The sequence below is a fragment of the Acinetobacter sp. V104_13 genome (assembly GCF_031798995.1).
Lineage (GTDB): Bacteria > Pseudomonadota > Gammaproteobacteria > Pseudomonadales > Moraxellaceae > Acinetobacter > Acinetobacter pittii.
This window is the reverse complement of record NZ_JAVQNP010000027.1, coordinates 199,464-216,318: the sequence shown is the minus strand read 5'-3', so window position 1 is coordinate 216,318 and position 16,855 is coordinate 199,464. Positions and strand designations below refer to the sequence as shown.

Genomic DNA, 16,855 nt, shown 5'->3' with positions numbered 1-16,855 from the left:
AGTGTAATTTTAGATAGCTTGTGCTGTGGCCGCTCTTGGTAAGTACATATAGATCAAGTTCAAGATTGATAAACCTCTATGCTAGAATGCATTATTTCAAATTCTTGGGTAAATCGCCTTGGCAAACCGAAAACTTAAAATAGGTATTGTAGTTGGGGAAGTTTCTGGAGATACGCTTGGTGTGAAACTTATGCGTAGTTTTCGAGAACAGGGAATCGATGCTGAATTTGAGGGAATCGGTGGTCCCCAAATGATTGCTGAAGGTTTTAACAGTTATTACCCAATGGAAACTCTATCTGTGATGGGGATTGTTGAGGTCTTAAAAGATTTAAAAAAATTATTCGCCGTGCGTGATGGTCTAATCAATCAATGGACTCAACATCCGGTTGATATTTTTATAGGTATTGATGCACCAGACTTTAACCTTAGACTTTCGAAAAGTATTAAAGAAAAGAATCTTCCAATAAAAACAGTTCAATATGTGAGCCCATCAGTTTGGGCGTGGCGCCAAGGGCGTGTTCATGGCATTAAACAGAGTATAGATTTAGTACTTTGTTTATTTCCTTTTGAAAAAGTTTTTTATGAACGATATGAAGTTCCAGCAGCATTTGTCGGACATCCGCTAGCTAAACAATTGCCACTTGAGAATCCAATTCAAATTGCCAAACAGCAATTGGGTATTGATGAAAATCAAAAACATATTGCCTTGTTACCTGGTAGCCGCAAAGGTGAAGTAGAGCGTCTTCTTCCTATGTTACTGGGGGCTGCCAATATTTTGCATACCAAACATCCAGACATTCAATTTTTAATTCCGGCAATTAATGATGCTCGTAAACAACAGATTGAGCAGGGTGTTGAACAATTAGCGCCTCAATTAAAAGCAAAAATTCATATTTTAGAAAATACGGATAGTGAATCGAAAATTGGTCGTATGGTCATGAACGCGAGTGACGTTATTGCTTTAGCTTCTGGAACAGCGACATTAGAAGCCATGCTCATGCATCGCCCAATGGTCACATTCTATAAATTGCATTGGTTAACTTATTTAATTGCTAAATTCTTGGTGAAAATTCCTTATTACTCTTTGCCTAATATTATTGCCGGTAAAAAAGTAATTGAAGAGCTGATTCAAGCCGATGCAACACCTGAAAATTTAGCAGCAGAAATAGAAAAACTAATGAATGTTGAAACCGCTCAAATTCAGGTGATGCAGCACTTAACCATGCATAAACAGCTTATTTCTGGAAATACGGAAGACCCAGTTCAAGTCATCCTAAATGTACTAGAGAAGTAAAAAAAAGGCATTCATATAAGAATGCCTTTTTTATTTATGCACGTACAATCAGCTCGTACCCTGTATATTTACGAATGTTGATAACACCGATATCAAAAATTAAATATTGGCCTTTAATCCCTTGTAAGACACCGCGAATTTTCGGTGTTTTATCTAAGTTTAGAGACTTAATTTTTTCAGGATATTGTTCAACTGGGTAAACAAACTCACGTGGCAATTCATTTTCTAGTAGTTCAACCGTTTCGTTAAATTCAAGGTTTTGACTAAATTCTTCACGAATAGTTTGAATTTTAGGGGCGAACTCTTCGATTAATTGATCACGTTGTTCAACCATATTTAAAGGTTCAGCTTCACCCTTGAGGAGTTTGCGCCAATCTGTTTTATCAGCAATTAAAGAACCAAACATGGTTTCAAGCTGACCAGATAAACGGCGTGATCCAACTTTTAAAATAGGTAAGGCTTGAGTTGCACCTTGATCTAACCAACGACCTGGCATATGGCTAACACGAGTAATCCCCACTTTTAAAGCACTAGAGTTTGCCAAATATACAATATGTGGTTGGAAACAAACGCTATGGGCAAAGTCATCTTCACGACATGTACCTAAATGATAGTGACATGTTTCAGGTTTCATAATACACAAGTCACATTCCGCTTTAGTTTTAAAACATTTAAAGCAGTGACCTTGAGAATAAGACTTCGGTGTTTTAGTGCCACAAGAAGTGCAATAAATATTACCTGTCCATTCGATTTCTAGTTCTTGTCCTAAATTAAAAGGAAGATCAATTTCTGAACGGTCTAATACAAATTTGTATTCAACATTTGCCTTGGTTGTCTGTTGATCAGTTACACTAGCATCTTTTAGGCCTGCATGCATTTTATGGCAAATGCCTTGTAGTTCCATAAAGTTTAAACTCACATCTTTCAATTAAGGGTTGCAGTTATGGCTGAACAAAATGTCATCACTTCTATGCTAGACGATTTATCAAACGAACAGCCCATTCATACTGCACTTTGTATTGGCCAGAAAATTGACCAGAATAACGCAATTCAATGGCACTATTTTACCGTAACTGAGCTTTTAAGTCTGCCTTTTACTCAGCGTTATGACTTGGGTTTTGTATTGTTTGATACTGATGAAATGCAGAACATCAGCGATGTACAAAAATCACAATTATTAGTAAAGCTAAGAGATTTATTAGCGAAACGAATTGTAGTGGTAAGTAAACGCAGTGATGAGCAGTTATTACGTTCTTTAGGTTTTACTCAACTTATTGATAAAACTTCACATGATAGTGATTTTGCTTTATGGCAATTTAATATATTGACTTATAAACATGTTCCAGACTGGTTTAATTCAAAGTTCTGGGCGAACCCGGAAAACTGGAATAAATTCCGCTGGTAAAAGAGCCCTAAATCTCTTTCAAAATTTAACAATTTGGCTTTTGCTGTCTTATCAAGAATCCGCGTATGCTCATGTATAAACCATACATAAGAGTTACACATGACTAATTTAAGCAACATTGTAGAAGTTTTGGCTAAGCAGGCTTTAGGTGGGAATCAGCAAGCATCAAGTCAAGGTGGTTTAGGTGGAATTTTAGGTTCAGTACTAGGACAAATGGGGGGCAATACTTCTTCTGGCGCTCAAGGTGGCCTTGGAGGAGTATTAGGTTCTGTACTAGGGCAAGTGACTGGCAATAACAATACACCTCAAACAGGTGGCGGCGTACAAAGTTTATTAATTGCAGTTGTGCCTTTAATTTTAGGTTGGGTACAGCAACAAGGTGGTTTACAAGCTGCATTAGAAAAGTTGAAAGGGGCTGGTTTAGGAAGTCAGGTTCAAAGCTGGGTTGATCCAAATCAAAGTAATAGCGAAGTTCCAACCCAACAGTTACAGAGTCTATTTAACCCAGCTGACATTGAACAAGTTGCCGAGCAAGCTCAAGCGCCCAAAGAACAAGTTTATAGTGCAATCGCATCCGTCTTACCTCAGGTCATTGACTCTTTAACACCTCAAGGTGACAGTACTGATCATCAAGAAGCAAACCAAGATATTCAAAATGTCATGAATCTTGTAAGTGGTTTTTTAAAATAAGATATAAATCTTAAAAAAGCCGATAAGTTTTATATCGGCTTTTTTTACTCAGGACAAAAAAAATAAAAGGGCATAAGCCCTTTTATTTTAGATCTGAATCAAACATAACTGATTAGAAATTATATTCGATACCAGTACCTACAACAGTTTGTTTGTCGTCTTCTTTAATCCAGTCGCGTTTTTGTTGAGCAACGATACCGTAGAAGCGAGCTTGTTTGTTGATTTGGTAGTCAAGACCTAAACCGTACAAGTCGATTTTACGATCTGATTGACCACTTACTTGTGTTTCAGCTGAAGCATATTCTGCTTTCACTTTAAGTTTAGTGTTAGGAATTTTATAAGCAGCTGTTACTGCATATGCTTCTTCTTCTAAACCACGGTAAGCTTTGCCAGCTTTATCGATTGAACCATCTGTTTTATATGATTGACCATATGCAGTCAAGTCATCAGTAGGTTCAGCGTGTTGCCATAAAGCACCTACAACAAAACCAGATTTAGCAATATCATAAGAACCAGTTACACGGTAAGCATCTGTATAGACATCTTTTAGACCGTAAGCTGCATATTTACCTTTAATACCAAAGTCACCAGCAGCAGCAATTGCTAAACCGATATCTTTGTTTTCGTAACCAAGCGAAGTTGAGACAGAGTCAAAGCTATCATTTTTGCTGTCTTTACCAGTTTCACCTGGTTTGCTATCAGAGGTGCTTTCACCAGTTTGAGTCATAATATTGAATGTTAAACCAGCTAATAATTTAGGGTCTAATTCAAAACCGATCACGTTGTCTAAACGGTTTTCACCGTACATGATATTAGTAATATCTAAACGTGTATCGTCATTAAAGATGTCTTGGTTACCACCGGCAGCTGTTTTGAAGTAAGAATCATACTTACCTACTTTTAATGTACCAACACCTTCAGTTTTTAAACCGATAAAACGGTTACGAGCACTAAGGTCAGTATCAGAACCTGAACCATCAGTAGAAATTGCCCATTCAGCTAAATAAACAGCAGATAACTTGTCAGTTAATTTCTCTTCGCCTTTTACCCCAATACGAGAAGAGTTTGAGTTAACTTCGGTAACGTCACTTTTACCATCGAAATTTTTATTATCAACTTGGTTAATAGAAACATTTAGTTTGCCATACAAAGTTGGCGCTGCTTGCACCGCGTTTACGCTCAAAGTTGCAACTGCGGCAGCGAGTAGCAATTTCTTCATTGAGATTTCTCCAAAAGGTATTTAAAAATGGCGTATGCCTAGCTAACTATTTATTTTGTAGTTGACTTATGTACAAAAAGTTACAAAAGCTCACCAACTTGCTAAGCAGTATCGGTAAATTTTGTGACAGAGAAGTGAAGAATAAATGACAGTTTTATGACGTTTAAAATTTAGAAATAAATTAGTTGTTTGTATTTTTTATAGTTTTTAGACGAAAAAAGCGGAGCCTAAACTCCGCTTTAACCATCTAAAAATCAAAGAGCTGCTTTAATTTTTTCAGCTAATTCTTTAATTTTTTCTTGATCCCCTAACTCAACAGCATGGCGTCCAAGATGATGCACATTTGTTGGGATTAGGTGAAAATGAACATGTGGAACAGTTTGTCCTGCTGCTGCTCCAGAAAGTTGCATCAATACAATACCTTCCAAATTGAGCGCTTTTTCCATTGCCTTAGCAATCTTTTGAACAATTTGTATAGTATAGGCTGCTGCTTCAGCAGGTAAGTCCAGCAGTGTTACAGCAGGTGTTTTTGGAATAACTAATGTATGACCATCGGCTTGAGGCATAATATCCATAAAAGCTAGAACTTGATCATCTTCATAGACTTTTATCGCTGGAAGTTCTCCACGTAAAATTTTTGCGAAGATGTTTTGATCATCATATGCCATGTATTATTCCTTTAAAATTATTTACATTTCAATTCTTTTTGACGTTCTTTAATAGCGTCAAGACGTTGTTGCTCTTTGTCAGAAAACTTTGGTTTTGTCGTATGACAGTTTTCATTACCATATTTTTCTTTAGCATCAGGATCTTTAAAACAAAAGCCTTTTGACGCATAAATCAAATTGTAATCATCTTGCAATTTTTGACATTCTTGCTCAGGTGTTGCAGCTTGTACGCCTAAACTAGCAATGCTCACCATGCCAGTAAAGACTGCAACCATAAATTTATTCATGAGCTTTTCCTCAGTTAAAGGTATGAACCTGTACTCAATATAAGGTTTCTTACCAATATTTCAATGACTATTAATTACTCAAGTGTCATTTTGGTTTGAATTTTGGGCAAAAAATGAATAAAATCTTTATATATCAAGGTTTTAAAAATAAACAATAAAAACAAAAACTTAACTAAATTTTTATATATCTTTCCATAATTTAACTACTATCTAATACCTTGTAATTGCTCATAATGAAGGAAATAGGGAGCTTGCTTCTATTAAATAAAAAATCAAAAAGTTCCTAGAAAAACCATATTCATGACTCATCTTTTGCTGAAAAGACAGTTTTAGTTTGAATTTTGGTCAATGGAAAAGAAAGATATTAATGCCATGATCAAAGAATAAAGCGTGATAATTATCACATTTTGTATTTTAGGATTAGGTGGAATTCACTAGGCCCATTTATTTTAGACGGAAATGGGCTTCTCTTATTGAAACAGAGATAAAATTATTTTCGACTTTTATTTAAGATTAAAATTCACCTGAAAGATGCATTGATTTTACATATTTAAAGTCTTATTATATGGCCCATAATTGCTGCGTTTGATAGTTTTTTGTTTTTATAGCCTATTTCTCCAAATGAAATAGGCTTTTTTTATTAAAGTTATTTCAAATCATGAAAAATAGAGGTTTATAATGATAATGATCATACACGATATTGTATTTCTGTGATCAAATAGATGTATCACTTTCACAATTGCTCTAGTCGTTACTTTATAGCATCAGACCCTTACATATAGTAATAGTATATCCATCATACTTCCTTAAAGGATCTAGTCATTCGTTAAGACTAAATATTAAAGGAATAGGTGATGCCACAATTTTTACTAATTGCTGAAAGAGTTTATAAAAAATTTGAAGAGCAAAAGCTTTTCTCAGAGGATATGATCGAGCATTTGAATAGCTTAGTTAGTATTATTCGACTAGAGATAAAAGACACTTCATATAAACTAAAATATAACTTTATTGATTTTGAAGAATGTTTAAATAAGCCTGCAAAGGAATGTACAGTTAAACTCGATATCAGCTTAATGCCAACTTATAAGAATAAAAGTGAGTACATTATGTGGTTGGCAAGTTTTATCGAAAAAATTACTCTAGGTGGTAGGGAAAAGTTTCCACCGCTTACAAATAGTTTACTACCGAGCTGTATAGTGACGAATCCTTATGTAACAAAACTGGAGCAGGCCAAGGCCTCTTCTGAAAAAAGTGCACAGATGATTGTAAATTACTTTAAATCATCCGATTATAAAAAAGTTAATAAAGTGCCTTCATAATGAAAATAATAATTTTCTATTAAAACAATAATATTATTGGTAAATGCACTGTTATACGAGGGTTTATTCCACCCAAGCGAATAAAAGCAATAGATTGAATCATGACCTTATTCTTAAATTTGCGTTGATCGTTCGGTGAGCCATTTTGCTAGTTGTGGCCAGAACTCCAATGCACTTGCCTGACTCGACATGAGGCCTAAATGTCCGCCAGGGATGAGAGTAAACGTAACATCTTGGCTACTGGTTAACTGGCTTAATGGTTGAGCTGCATCAGCGGTAACCAGTTGATCACTACGACCCGCGCCCACTAAGAGAGAGCAGTCGATATTTTTTAATTCAATTTTTTTATCTTTTAACTCAATAAAGCCGCGCTTCAATGGATTTTGTAGCCAAACATTGAACAACATGTCCTGATTAATTCCCCCCGGGTAATCAATCATATTATTTAAAAAGCTACTTAGAGTGGCATGCTCTTGTACGAACTGAAGATCATTAAGATTTTTTAGTAGTTGAATATGACCATCGAACCAGCCTTTAGGGTCGAGAATTTTGAAACCTAAAGAATTTAAAATTCCTGGGCTATGAATCAGACGTTTTGGTAATCCGGAATAAATACGTTCTTGAATTTTTTTATTGCGACTAATCGCGTTGTTTATGGTTCGATAGAGTTTCCCAATATAGCCAGAAGCATAACTGTCTATTGGACTACCAAGTACTATAAGGTTTTTAACATAATTTGGATGATTATGCGCTGTATATAAAGTGACGAATATACCTGCCATACTCCATCCATGAAGCGAGATTTGTTCACTTCCTGAATGTGTGCGTACAAGTTGTATTGCTTTAGGAAGGAAGTCTTCAATAAATGATAAAAAGTTAAGATGTCTGTCCTTAAACTTTAAACGGCCCCAATCTACCAAATAGACATCAAAACCAGCATTTTGGAAGTATTTAATAAGAGAACGATAAGGGTATAAATCATATATCGCCATATTAATAGCGAGTGGTGCAACAAATACCAAAGGTTCTTTAAATTGTTTTTGGTTAGCGGCGTAATAACGAATACGGGTTTGATTGAATTCACCAATCACTTCAAACGGAGTGCTTTGTGACAATACTAATGTTTGAGGGCGAAATAGTCGGGTAGAGAGGTGCTTGATTTGACTTTGTTCAGAGACAAGGGACTTTAAGCGTTTCATCTTGCTTTTACCAACTATTTACTAAAGTTGAATAAAGTCTAAGCGATAATTTTAAGGTTTACCTTGACCTTAAATACCCTAGACACTCAAAATGATGATAGTTTTTTAGTACATGACCAGTAAAGGCGAACATTTAATGAACCAGTCTGATGATTTAGAATACCAACTTGATACTTTAGCCATTCGTACCGGACATACTCGTAGTTTTGAAGGCGAACATGGCGAACCGATTTTTTTGACTTCATCATTTGTATATGAAAATGCGGCTGAAGCTGCAGCAAAATTTTCTGGTCAGGTTCAAGGAAATATCTATTCTCGTTTTACTAATCCGACTGTATCGATGTTCGAAAAACGTTTAGCAGCTTTAGACGGTGCTGAACGAGCTGTAGCGACGAGCTCTGGAATGGGCGCAATCTTGTCAGTTGCTATGGCATATCTAAAAGCGGGTGATCATGTTATTTGCTCAAGAGCAGTTTTTGGTTCAGTTGTTGCTTTGTTTGAAAAATATATTGCCAAGTTTGGTGTAGACATTACATTTGTTGATTTATGTGATTTAGACGAATGGAAAAATGCTGTACGTCCTGAAACCAAACTTTTCTTTGTTGAGTCACCGTCTAACCCTTTAGCTGAGATTGCAGATATACAAGCGTTAGCAGATATCGCCCATGCGAATGGTGCATTACTTGCGGTTGATAACAGTTTCTGTACACCTGTTTTGCAGCAACCAATCAAGTTTGGTGCGGATCTTGTGATTTACTCTGCGACTAAATACTTAGATGGCCAAGGCCGTGCATTAGGTGGTGCTGTTGTTGGTAATCATCAGTTGTTAGAAGAAGTTTTTGGTGTTGTTCGTACGCTTGGACCATCAATGAGCCCATTTAATGCATGGGTTTTCTTAAAAGGTCTAGAAACTTTACGTTTACGTATGAAAGCACACTGTGAGAGTGCTCAAATTCTTGCAGAATGGTTATCTACTCATGAAAAGGTAGAGAAGGTTTACTACGCTGGTTTACCTGCTCATGAAGGTCATGAACTTGCTGCTAAACAACAAAATGGCTTTGGCGGTATTGTATCCTTCGTTGTTAAAGGCGAGCGTGAAGGTGCGTGGAAGGTTATTGATAATACTAAGTTTATCTCGATTACAGGTAATCTAGGTGATGTGAAATCGACGATTACCCATCCAGCAACCACAACTCATGGCAAACTTTCTGTTGAAGCAAAAGAAGCAGCTGGTATTCAAGAAGGTCTAATTCGTGTTTCTGTTGGTCTAGAAGATATTAATGATATTATTGGCGATATCTCGCGTGGGTTAGATTTAATCTAATTAAGTTATGTTTGTTATGGAAAAGCCACATAGATTTTAATGTGGCTTTTTTTGTTACTTATAAACAACAATAGCAATAAAAAGTCTACGTTTTGTTATAAATCAGTCTAAAATTTCAACGTATAAAAGTTCTAAATTTAATAAAAATAACAAAGAGAGTCTTTAGTCATGCTTAAACCAATAATTATTTTAGTTACGATAGGGGCAATTGGTCTGGTTGGCTATAGAGTATTTGCCCAAAAAGATGAACCAACACAGATGAGTGAAACTGTATTATTAATTAATGATGCAAACAAATCTGTTCAAGATGCTGATCTTTCAATAGAAAAAGCCAATAGTTCGTTCAAGAAAGTTCCCTTAAGTGAATATAAAACAAACAATAAAAGTCTACAGGCTGCCCAGTAACTTTTCTAAATTTTACTTTTTTCTACTCATCAAAAGTTTTCTACATAAAAGCTTTATAGTGGATTGACCATAGAAAATAGTTTCATAGATACCAATAGAAAACATTGATTTATTGTGTCAGAATTACGGATTAATTTTGATTTAAACGTACTAACCTCAATGATCTTGATGATCTATAGGGGAGTAGAAAGAGTTTAAGTTTTGCAGTGTTATGTGACTATCAATATTACTTGAAATATTTGATAGAGATACGGAGTTAGGTTTATGAATATCAATATGCTTATGCAGCAAGCGCAGCGCATGCAAAAAGATATGGAATCAAATATAAAAAAGGCTAAAGAAGAGCTTGCTCAAACTGAAGTACACGCTGAAGCGGGCGGTGGTTTAGTTAAAGTTACAATGACTGGCCGTTATATCGTAAAACGTATCGAAATTAATCCAGAATTACTTCAAGATGAACCAGACATGATTGAAGACTTAATTGCTGCTGCAGTAAATGATGCTGTGCGTCAAGCCGAAGTGATTTCTGAAGAAAAAATGCAAAAAGCAAATTCTGGTATGGGTTTACCACCTGGCTTAGCGGGCATGTTCTAAGGAAATTCAGTGTTTAGCGATAGATTTGAACAACTCGTTCAAGCTTTACGTATATTGCCAAGCGTTGGTCCGAAGTCGGCTCAACGTATGGCTTTACATCTTTTGATGAAAAACCGAGAAGGGGCATTTGCATTAGCGCATGCTTTACATGAGGCTTCAAGTTATATACATGAATGTAGTGTCTGCCATTCTCTGACTGAACATGAAATTTGTGATATTTGCGCCTCAACTGACAGAGATGATCAGTTATTGTGTGTGGTTGAATCACCAGCGGATGTGATGGCGATTGAGCAAAGCGGTAGCTTTCGTGGAAAATACCATGTTTTAGGTGGCCATCTTTCTCCATTAGATGGTATTGGTCCAGAAGAAATTGGTATTCCTTATCTCATTCAGCGTCTAAGCCAAGGTACTATTGAAGAAGTCATTTTGGCAACCAATGCGACGGTAGAAGGACAAGCGACGGCCCATTATTTGGTAGAGGCGACTAAACATTTACCAATACAAATGACGCGTATTGCTCAAGGTGTACCTCAGGGTGGTGAACTCGAATACGTAGATAGCCATACTTTAAGTCAGGCAGTGCATAACCGCATGAGAATGAAATAAGCATTCCGATGCTTATTTCATTAATGAATGTACTATCAATTTGATTAAATTTATTAATTAAATTCAGTTATTAAACATAAATATTATTCTGTCTTTTATTATTAAAGATAGTTTAAATAAAATATGAATATAAGAATGAAAAAGATCTTATAAATTTTAAATAAAGAACATTTGGAGATAAATTTAAAAAGTACAAATAAAAGATCAAAAAATTATCTATTTTCGAAAAATTGTTCAAAAATAGAGTATTCATAAAGGTTTAAGTGGTATTTTTCTGCTTCTATGTTATATATACCAGAGTTTAAAGCACTCTTTGCAATACTTGAGAAAGCATGTTTCAGTTTATCCAACAGCAAACCCAATTGGTTGATGTTCTTCAAAAAATGGATCAATGTTCAATATATGGACTTGATACAGAATTTATTAAGGTTGACACACTCTGGCCTAAACTTGGAGTATGCCAAGTCAATGTAAATGGTGATGTCTATCTGTTGGATGGTGTTTCATTAGATCTAAGTCAGTTTTGGAAAAAGATTTTCCTCGCGCAGCAAAATATTTTTCATGCATGTGGAGAAGATATTGATTTAATCTATCATTACGCTGATCAAGAAGATTTGCTTAATGTGTTTGATACTCAAGTGGGTCTTTCTTTTTTAGGTCATGGCCTGCAAGTGAGTTACCAAGGTGCTTTGAAGCTTTGTCTCGATATTGACATTGAAAAAGATCAAACCAGATCTGATTGGTTAGCTAGACCTTTATCTCCTCAACAACTTTGTTATGCGGCAAATGATGTTCTATATATAATGAAGTTAGCTCACCATATTCAAGAACAGCTTAAGCAAAAAGGGCTTTATAACTATGTTCTTGAGGACTGTAGTAGTCTAACTAAAGAAATCATTAGTGAAACACCTACCGAATTACTATATACCGATGTGGGAAATTATCGTCACTCACGTCGTCAGCTAATGCAGCTACAAAATTTAAGCGAATGGCGTGAATACATTGTGAAAGCAACGAATCAGCCACGTAGTTTTATTCTTAGAAACTCAACTATGATTGATATGGTTGAAAAGAACCCACGCAATAGCTTTCAACTGTCGCAAGTGAAAGATATTCGTCCAAATGTGGTTCGCGAGTACGGCAAAACGATTTTAGAACTTCTTAAAGATTTGCCAGTCGAAAGCAAATGGCCATCAAAGATTGCAAAACCATTTAAGATTACGTCTAAAGAGACTTTAAATAAAATGGATATGGTGCTTGCTCATGCAATAAATGAGACTTCTATTCCTAAAGAAGTGTTGCTGAGAAAAAAATGGTTAAACGCCATTCATCAACATGTTCTGTCTCAAGGGGATGAACAGGATTTACCCGACTATCTGTTAGGATGGCGTTATGAGTTATTAACGCAACCATTAATCCAATTGTTTCAAGAAGAAAAACAAAGTTTATCTATTTAAAATGCAATAAATAATTAGAAATTTAAAGGCTCATCATATGATGAGCCTTTTTAACTAAAGCATAACCATTCTGTTAAATTTTTAATTAATTACTATTTAAAATGAGCTAATTATAATATCTAAGTATACAAAAAATAGATTTTTATGTAGTTTATCTAAATAGTTATTTAATCTAATAAAATTCATAAAATAATGTAATAAAGTAAATATAATTTGAAATTTCAATAATGAATTAAATTAACTTATATAATGAGAAAAATTCAATTGATTAAACATACAGGTCTGTATATTCTTGGATTTAAGAAAAACAACTTCAATTTATATAATATATAACTATAAGTTTGTTTCGGTGCAGAAATGAAAAGCCTACCCAATTGGGTAGGCTTTTTTATTTTTAATGATATGGCTTAGTTAAAGTGACTTAATTTATGAAATTTAAAAATGAGTATTAAAATCTACAGATATTATCTAAATGAATCAGCAAGTTTAGAAACAACTTCTTCAGCTTTTTGAAAAGCATTTTCCAATGATTCTATATGCCTATGATCTCCAAACTCTTGATACTCAGAAGTAATTTCATAAATTTTTTCTACGCCTAAATATTTGCTCAGTGTACGAATATGGGGTACAAGATGACTCATATCATGCCGAATCCCATCTTTCTCAAACCCAAATTCACCGCTGGAAGTGATAATAATTAAAATTTTTCCAGCTAAAAGAGGTTGTAAGGGAAAGTCTCCACGAGCTAGGTCAAAATCAAAGGTTTTATTGATACGAATAATTTGATCAAACCATGCTTTCAGTTGAGCAGGCATGCCGTAATTGTACATAGGTGAAGAAATTACAAGAATATCTGAGCTCGAAACTTCTGCTATTAATTGATCTGATATAGATAAAACATCACATTGAGCTTGAGTTCTTTTATCTTCAGGTGTGAATACAGCATCAATCCAATTTTGATTAATAAAGGGTGGTGGATTCATTCCTACGTCACGATAGATATACTCATCTATAGGCAATTGTTGTTTCCAAGAGTTGATCAACCGACTGGCAATATTTTTTGAAATAGAATTGTGATTTGGGTTGGGGTTAATCGCAGCTCTGACACTAGCATCTATATGTAATATTTTACTCATCATTAATTTCAAAAAAGTTAGGATTTAATTTATTTTGAGTTTTAAAACATAAGTAGACAAACGAGAAAATTACATTTATAGATGATTTTAATTCATTCATAAATGTAAATGGGGAGGAAGCATGCAAGTTTCTTTGCAAGCACTTAAAGCATTTGAATCAGCCGCTCGATTGGGTAGTTTTAAGTTGGCTGCTGAAGAACTTTCGCTTACACCGACTGCAATTTCACATCATGTTGCGAATCTAGAAAGCAGATTAAATGTTGATTTATTTCATCGACAGGTAAGGAAAATAACGCTTACAACGACAGGGCAAAGACTTGCTGCAGCAATTTCTGAGGGGTTTCGTAAGATTGAAGATGCACTAGATGAAATAACAGTAAATGGAAACGTAGTGAGAGTCGCTAGTACGTCTTCACTAGCTGCAATGCTGCTAATTCCTTCAATAAATGAATTTTATCAATTGTATCCCGATATATCAGTTGAGTTTTCTACTGGTGAAACTTTAGATAATCACTTATATACATTACCTATTCGATATGGCGACGTATCATTGGTCCAGTCTCAAGATATCGTTAAATATGAGTCTTTTAATGTATTTGGTACATCCAAACTTGATCCGCTTAAATGTTCTAGTGAACCAATAACTTTATTTACGACAGAATGGAAAAATAAGGCGTTACCAAGCCCACCACTAGAGGCTTGGCTTGAGGAAAATGAATGGAACCAAGATAGGGTGACGATTAAGAAATTTGATCAGGAAATTTTTGGGATACACGAGGCTTTATCTGCCAATGGATTAGTATTTTGCTCTACTACACTTATCCATAGGTTTGTTAAGGCGAATCTTTTACAGGAGTTTAAAACTAAAGCCGTTCAATCAAAGCTATGTTACTACATTCCAAATAAGGAAGATCTTAAAAATAGAAATGCCAGAAAATTTATCGAATGGGTAGAAAGTTTATTCAATCAATAAACTTATATCTCTGATTAGTTTTAACTACACAACACTAAAACTTATATAGCCTTTTTATGCTATAAAATTATATAGATTAATAATTAGAGAGATAAATATGCTTAACAACTTTAATGCTGAACAAGCTCGTCAAAACGCTAAAAACTTTAAAATAAATCAAGACGTCATATTGGAAAAAATTTTAACTGGTACTGAGTCTGAATCTAAGGAGGGGAAACGAAAAGCAACTTTCTGGTTTCCTGTTGATGCTATAAGCCCTGATCATCTTACACTGGTTGAAGAGGAGCTTAGAAGCAGAGGTTTTAATGTATCAACTGATATTGAGCACTCCGGTACTACGATTACAATTGAAATAAGCTTCTAATGAGTGATTGTTTTAACTAAACCACTCTTAAAAAAGAGTGGTTTTTTACTGTATATTTTTCCGTGATTTAAATGAAGTTAAATATAAATTTATTTACAATTAAATTTATATTAATCAGGATATTATTTGACAGATTCTATCTTGTTCTGTAGCTTTACTTTTTAAGTGGAATATGGATATGAACTTCCAAACAATACTTTTATCTTTCAAAAATCAATCTACTGGTACAAATGCATTTAAAGACTTAAAAAATGCATGTGAGCAGTCTCTTAAAGAATCTCAAGATACAAAAGAAAAAGCAGCAGTTTACCTAATCTACGGTTTCGCACGTAGTTATGTAATCTTATATGAAGATGAAGCTGTAACGACCGAATTTGCCCATACTTCTAAAACCCAACTCATCGCTTATATGGAAAGTCTTAATGAGGCTTTATTAAGTCAAGATGATAGCGCTATTTTGAGTGCCTTAAATCAAGTAAGCGATGACTATATAAAAAGCTCTCGCGTCTTCTAGAAAAAAATTAAAACGTCTTTAAATAAAAAATACTTCTTTAGTTTGGCTAAAGAAGTATTTATTTTTATATATTAATGGGACTTTTTCTTACCGCCACCATCTTGTTTGTTGACGGTAGACCATGCAATTCGTTCGGCTTCTTCTTGAGAATGGCCTCTATCTACTTCACTCTCAACAATATGTTTGGCCTGACGTTTTTGCTTTGCTGTATAAGCAGTTTTATCACCACGAGGCATAAGTTCATCCTCCACCATATCTATGAACAAGATACTTATTATTGAAACATATCTCGCTATTAAACGAGTTAAGTAACGTCTGGTGATGTGTAGTGAAGTAGTTAAAAGTTTTACTCAAGTGTGTATTCTTAAATAGGTGAAAAAGAAATTTATTATTTTGATAGCTTAAGTATAAATCTTGCAAGAACACTATTATCAAATCTTTGATGATGAATACTTTTTTAAAATCCAAGAACTGCTTTTATTTTAATAAAATAGATTTTGTATTTTAATATTTAAAATCAAAAACTTATATTGTTTTTATGAAATCTAACTCCTGTTTGGAACAAAGTTATTATCGACCTTAATCAATGTTGTAGGTTAATATTTCTCAAGAATTAAAAAAACGACTGATGCGTAAACAAACCTGCGTGTGTGTGTCGTTTTTTTTCATGTATGCTGTCCTTAGTTCAAGAGTTGATTTGAAATGCACTGTGATATTTATAGATCGAGCAAAAAAGATGAAATGTACATGTATATTGCTCGTCCAAACTATCCTGACAATACGGAACAAGCTGATCCGTTTGAAAATGTTCCTGAAGCTGTTTTACAAGCGTTTGGTCGTGCAACGTTTGTCATGCATTTAGAGTTGGCTCCAACACGTAAATTGGCGCGTGTTAATGTTTTACATGTTTTAGACTCATTACAAACAAAAGGTTTCTTTATTCAGATGCCGCCAGAAGGGTTAATTAACCCGAATGCAGTTGAACCAGAGGGCTTACGTGGTGCGTGAAGATCAAACAGGAATAATGAATCAGTTATTCTCTTTTTTGGATGTTATTCCTGAAGGTGTTATTGCTTTAACAGCTTATGGAATAGGCGCTATTATTGCTTTGTGGTGTTGGTGGCGATTAATGCGCCGTCTTCCTACCACTTTTGGTGCAATTAGCTGGTTGATTGTATTTGCTATTTTAGTTACACCAACAGTGTCTGAAGGACCGAATGCATCTGTAGCACCTGCTATTTTTGGACTTCTTTTTGGTATTTTAACTAAAGATAGTCCGTTAATTTGGTCAAATTTATCTTTAATTCTGTTTGTAGTTGGTCTAGGTTTGGTGATTGGATATTGTTGGTCAAAATATTCAACAAACAAAAGCATGCGTTCCATCTAACCATTGAAATAGAA

Annotated in this window: 21 protein-coding genes; 14 read left to right on the top strand and 7 right to left on the bottom strand. The window is 34.7% G+C overall.

From position 1 onward, the window contains the following. Nucleotides 1-118 precede the first annotated feature (118 nt). Complete coding sequence (lpxB, locus tag RMB06_RS13780) at nucleotides 119-1,294, top strand: lipid-A-disaccharide synthase (RefSeq protein WP_069123205.1); 1,176 nt, start codon at nucleotides 119-121, stop codon at nucleotides 1,292-1,294. 34 nt (nucleotides 1,295-1,328) lie between these two features. Here the strand turns inward: lpxB and RMB06_RS13775 are convergent, their stop codons facing one another. After that, the gene (locus tag RMB06_RS13775) at nucleotides 1,329-2,198 is read right to left on the bottom strand and encodes a DUF2797 domain-containing protein (protein ID WP_004708933.1); all 870 of its coding nucleotides are present in this window, start codon (nucleotides 2,196-2,198) and stop codon (nucleotides 1,329-1,331) included. Between the two features lie 39 nt (nucleotides 2,199-2,237). On the opposite strand from RMB06_RS13775, the gene RMB06_RS13770 reads away from it, so the two are divergent. Further along, complete coding sequence (locus RMB06_RS13770) at nucleotides 2,238-2,699, top strand: DUF6231 family protein (RefSeq protein WP_005069394.1); 462 nt, start codon at nucleotides 2,238-2,240, stop codon at nucleotides 2,697-2,699. Between the two features lie 99 nt (nucleotides 2,700-2,798). Continuing rightward, nucleotides 2,799-3,389 (top strand): YidB family protein, encoded by a 591-nt coding sequence (locus RMB06_RS13765; protein ID WP_304397447.1) that lies wholly within the window; start codon nucleotides 2,799-2,801, stop codon nucleotides 3,387-3,389. A 112-nt stretch (nucleotides 3,390-3,501) separates the two neighbouring features. On the opposite strand, the gene RMB06_RS13760 is transcribed toward RMB06_RS13765, so the two are convergent. The 3 genes from RMB06_RS13760 to RMB06_RS13750 all read right to left on the bottom strand — a co-directional run bounded on the left by RMB06_RS13760 (nucleotide 3,502) and on the right by RMB06_RS13750 (nucleotide 5,563). After that, nucleotides 3,502-4,608, bottom strand: coding sequence for a porin (locus RMB06_RS13760; RefSeq protein WP_311079958.1), 1,107 nt, complete (start codon nucleotides 4,606-4,608; stop codon nucleotides 3,502-3,504). A gap of 254 nt (nucleotides 4,609-4,862) precedes the next feature. Next, nucleotides 4,863-5,276, bottom strand: coding sequence for an HIT family protein (locus tag RMB06_RS13755; RefSeq protein ID WP_005069390.1), 414 nt, complete (start codon nucleotides 5,274-5,276; stop codon nucleotides 4,863-4,865). A 17-nt stretch (nucleotides 5,277-5,293) separates the two neighbouring features. Further along, on the bottom strand, nucleotides 5,294-5,563 hold the full coding sequence (locus tag RMB06_RS13750; RefSeq protein WP_002122146.1) for a YARHG domain-containing protein: 270 nt from the start codon (nucleotides 5,561-5,563) through the stop codon (nucleotides 5,294-5,296). A gap of 854 nt (nucleotides 5,564-6,417) precedes the next feature. Here RMB06_RS13750 and RMB06_RS13745 point away from each other — a divergent pair. Next, complete coding sequence (locus RMB06_RS13745; protein ID WP_033849959.1) at nucleotides 6,418-6,882, top strand: hypothetical protein; 465 nt, start codon at nucleotides 6,418-6,420, stop codon at nucleotides 6,880-6,882. Between the two features lie 113 nt (nucleotides 6,883-6,995). On the opposite strand, the gene RMB06_RS13740 is transcribed toward RMB06_RS13745, so the two are convergent. Beyond that, nucleotides 6,996-8,081 carry an alpha/beta fold hydrolase gene (locus RMB06_RS13740; protein ID WP_141315403.1) on the bottom strand — a complete coding sequence of 362 codons (1,086 nt, stop codon included), beginning with the start codon at nucleotides 8,079-8,081 and terminating at the stop codon, nucleotides 6,996-6,998. A 136-nt stretch (nucleotides 8,082-8,217) separates the two neighbouring features. Between RMB06_RS13740 and RMB06_RS13735 the strand changes: the two genes are divergently transcribed. The 5 genes from RMB06_RS13735 to RMB06_RS13715 all read left to right on the top strand — a co-directional run bounded on the left by RMB06_RS13735 (nucleotide 8,218) and on the right by RMB06_RS13715 (nucleotide 12,467). Next, entirely contained in the window at nucleotides 8,218-9,405 is a 1,188-nt protein-coding gene (locus tag RMB06_RS13735) for an O-succinylhomoserine sulfhydrylase (RefSeq protein WP_311079954.1), read from the top strand. Between the two features lie 168 nt (nucleotides 9,406-9,573). Beyond that, complete coding sequence (locus RMB06_RS13730) at nucleotides 9,574-9,810, top strand: hypothetical protein (RefSeq protein ID WP_311079952.1); 237 nt, start codon at nucleotides 9,574-9,576, stop codon at nucleotides 9,808-9,810. A 264-nt stretch (nucleotides 9,811-10,074) separates the two neighbouring features. Then, entirely contained in the window at nucleotides 10,075-10,404 is a 330-nt protein-coding gene (locus RMB06_RS13725; RefSeq protein WP_002113538.1) for a YbaB/EbfC family nucleoid-associated protein, read from the top strand. Nucleotides 10,405-10,413: 9 nt separating this feature from the next. After that, nucleotides 10,414-11,010: a recombination mediator RecR gene (recR, locus tag RMB06_RS13720; RefSeq protein ID WP_002113756.1), complete on the top strand. Its 597-nt coding sequence runs from the start codon at nucleotides 10,414-10,416 to the stop codon at nucleotides 11,008-11,010. 332 nt (nucleotides 11,011-11,342) lie between these two features. Then, nucleotides 11,343-12,467, top strand: coding sequence for an HRDC domain-containing protein (locus tag RMB06_RS13715; protein ID WP_311079949.1), 1,125 nt, complete (start codon nucleotides 11,343-11,345; stop codon nucleotides 12,465-12,467). A gap of 464 nt (nucleotides 12,468-12,931) precedes the next feature. Here the strand turns inward: RMB06_RS13715 and RMB06_RS13710 are convergent, their stop codons facing one another. After that, a complete protein-coding gene (locus tag RMB06_RS13710) occupies nucleotides 12,932-13,606 on the bottom strand; it encodes an FMN-dependent NADH-azoreductase (protein WP_081313913.1) in 675 nt (224 codons plus the stop codon). 118 nt (nucleotides 13,607-13,724) lie between these two features. Between RMB06_RS13710 and RMB06_RS13705 the strand changes: the two genes are divergently transcribed. From RMB06_RS13705 to RMB06_RS13695, 3 genes are all read left to right on the top strand, one after another. Continuing rightward, nucleotides 13,725-14,576, top strand: a complete 852-nt coding sequence (locus RMB06_RS13705; protein WP_060465693.1) for a LysR family transcriptional regulator — start codon at nucleotides 13,725-13,727, stop codon at nucleotides 14,574-14,576. 97 nt (nucleotides 14,577-14,673) lie between these two features. Beyond that, on the top strand, nucleotides 14,674-14,940 hold the full coding sequence (locus RMB06_RS13700; RefSeq protein WP_014206661.1) for a hypothetical protein: 267 nt from the start codon (nucleotides 14,674-14,676) through the stop codon (nucleotides 14,938-14,940). Between the two features lie 178 nt (nucleotides 14,941-15,118). Next, nucleotides 15,119-15,454: a hypothetical protein gene (locus tag RMB06_RS13695; protein WP_311079943.1), complete on the top strand. Its 336-nt coding sequence runs from the start codon at nucleotides 15,119-15,121 to the stop codon at nucleotides 15,452-15,454. A 71-nt stretch (nucleotides 15,455-15,525) separates the two neighbouring features. Here the strand turns inward: RMB06_RS13695 and RMB06_RS13690 are convergent, their stop codons facing one another. Continuing rightward, entirely contained in the window at nucleotides 15,526-15,690 is a 165-nt protein-coding gene (locus tag RMB06_RS13690) for a hypothetical protein (protein ID WP_002113596.1), read from the bottom strand. A 466-nt stretch (nucleotides 15,691-16,156) separates the two neighbouring features. On the opposite strand from RMB06_RS13690, the gene RMB06_RS13685 reads away from it, so the two are divergent. After that, nucleotides 16,157-16,462, top strand: coding sequence for a YcgL domain-containing protein (locus RMB06_RS13685; RefSeq protein WP_005069366.1), 306 nt, complete (start codon nucleotides 16,157-16,159; stop codon nucleotides 16,460-16,462). Further along, nucleotides 16,455-16,841 carry a hypothetical protein gene (locus tag RMB06_RS13680; protein ID WP_025469819.1) on the top strand — a complete coding sequence of 129 codons (387 nt, stop codon included), beginning with the start codon at nucleotides 16,455-16,457 and terminating at the stop codon, nucleotides 16,839-16,841. The genes RMB06_RS13685 and RMB06_RS13680 overlap by 8 nt, the downstream gene beginning before the upstream one ends. Nucleotides 16,842-16,855 lie beyond the last annotated feature (14 nt).

Coding starts and splice junctions, on each gene's coding strand:
- RMB06_RS13775 (WP_004708933.1), bottom strand. CDS start 2,198: ATGGAACTACAAGGCATTTGCCATAAAATGCATGCAGGCCTAAAAGAT.
- RMB06_RS13770 (WP_005069394.1), top strand. CDS start 2,238: ATGGCTGAACAAAATGTCATCACTTCTATGCTAGACGATTTATCAAAC.
- RMB06_RS13765 (WP_304397447.1), top strand. CDS start 2,799: ATGACTAATTTAAGCAACATTGTAGAAGTTTTGGCTAAGCAGGCTTTA.
- RMB06_RS13760 (WP_311079958.1), bottom strand. CDS start 4,608: ATGAAGAAATTGCTACTCGCTGCCGCAGTTGCAACTTTGAGCGTAAAC.
- RMB06_RS13755 (WP_005069390.1), bottom strand. CDS start 5,276: ATGGCATATGATGATCAAAACATCTTCGCAAAAATTTTACGTGGAGAA.
- RMB06_RS13750 (WP_002122146.1), bottom strand. CDS start 5,563: ATGAATAAATTTATGGTTGCAGTCTTTACTGGCATGGTGAGCATTGCT.
- RMB06_RS13745 (WP_033849959.1), top strand. CDS start 6,418: ATGCCACAATTTTTACTAATTGCTGAAAGAGTTTATAAAAAATTTGAA.
- RMB06_RS13740 (WP_141315403.1), bottom strand. CDS start 8,081: ATGAAACGCTTAAAGTCCCTTGTCTCTGAACAAAGTCAAATCAAGCAC.
- RMB06_RS13735 (WP_311079954.1), top strand. CDS start 8,218: ATGAACCAGTCTGATGATTTAGAATACCAACTTGATACTTTAGCCATT.
- RMB06_RS13730 (WP_311079952.1), top strand. CDS start 9,574: ATGCTTAAACCAATAATTATTTTAGTTACGATAGGGGCAATTGGTCTG.
- RMB06_RS13725 (WP_002113538.1), top strand. CDS start 10,075: ATGAATATCAATATGCTTATGCAGCAAGCGCAGCGCATGCAAAAAGAT.
- RMB06_RS13715 (WP_311079949.1), top strand. CDS start 11,343: ATGTTTCAGTTTATCCAACAGCAAACCCAATTGGTTGATGTTCTTCAA.
- RMB06_RS13710 (WP_081313913.1), bottom strand. CDS start 13,606: ATGATGAGTAAAATATTACATATAGATGCTAGTGTCAGAGCTGCGATT.
- RMB06_RS13705 (WP_060465693.1), top strand. CDS start 13,725: ATGCAAGTTTCTTTGCAAGCACTTAAAGCATTTGAATCAGCCGCTCGA.
- RMB06_RS13700 (WP_014206661.1), top strand. CDS start 14,674: ATGCTTAACAACTTTAATGCTGAACAAGCTCGTCAAAACGCTAAAAAC.
- RMB06_RS13695 (WP_311079943.1), top strand. CDS start 15,119: ATGAACTTCCAAACAATACTTTTATCTTTCAAAAATCAATCTACTGGT.
- RMB06_RS13690 (WP_002113596.1), bottom strand. CDS start 15,690: ATGCCTCGTGGTGATAAAACTGCTTATACAGCAAAGCAAAAACGTCAG.
- RMB06_RS13685 (WP_005069366.1), top strand. CDS start 16,157: ATGCACTGTGATATTTATAGATCGAGCAAAAAAGATGAAATGTACATG.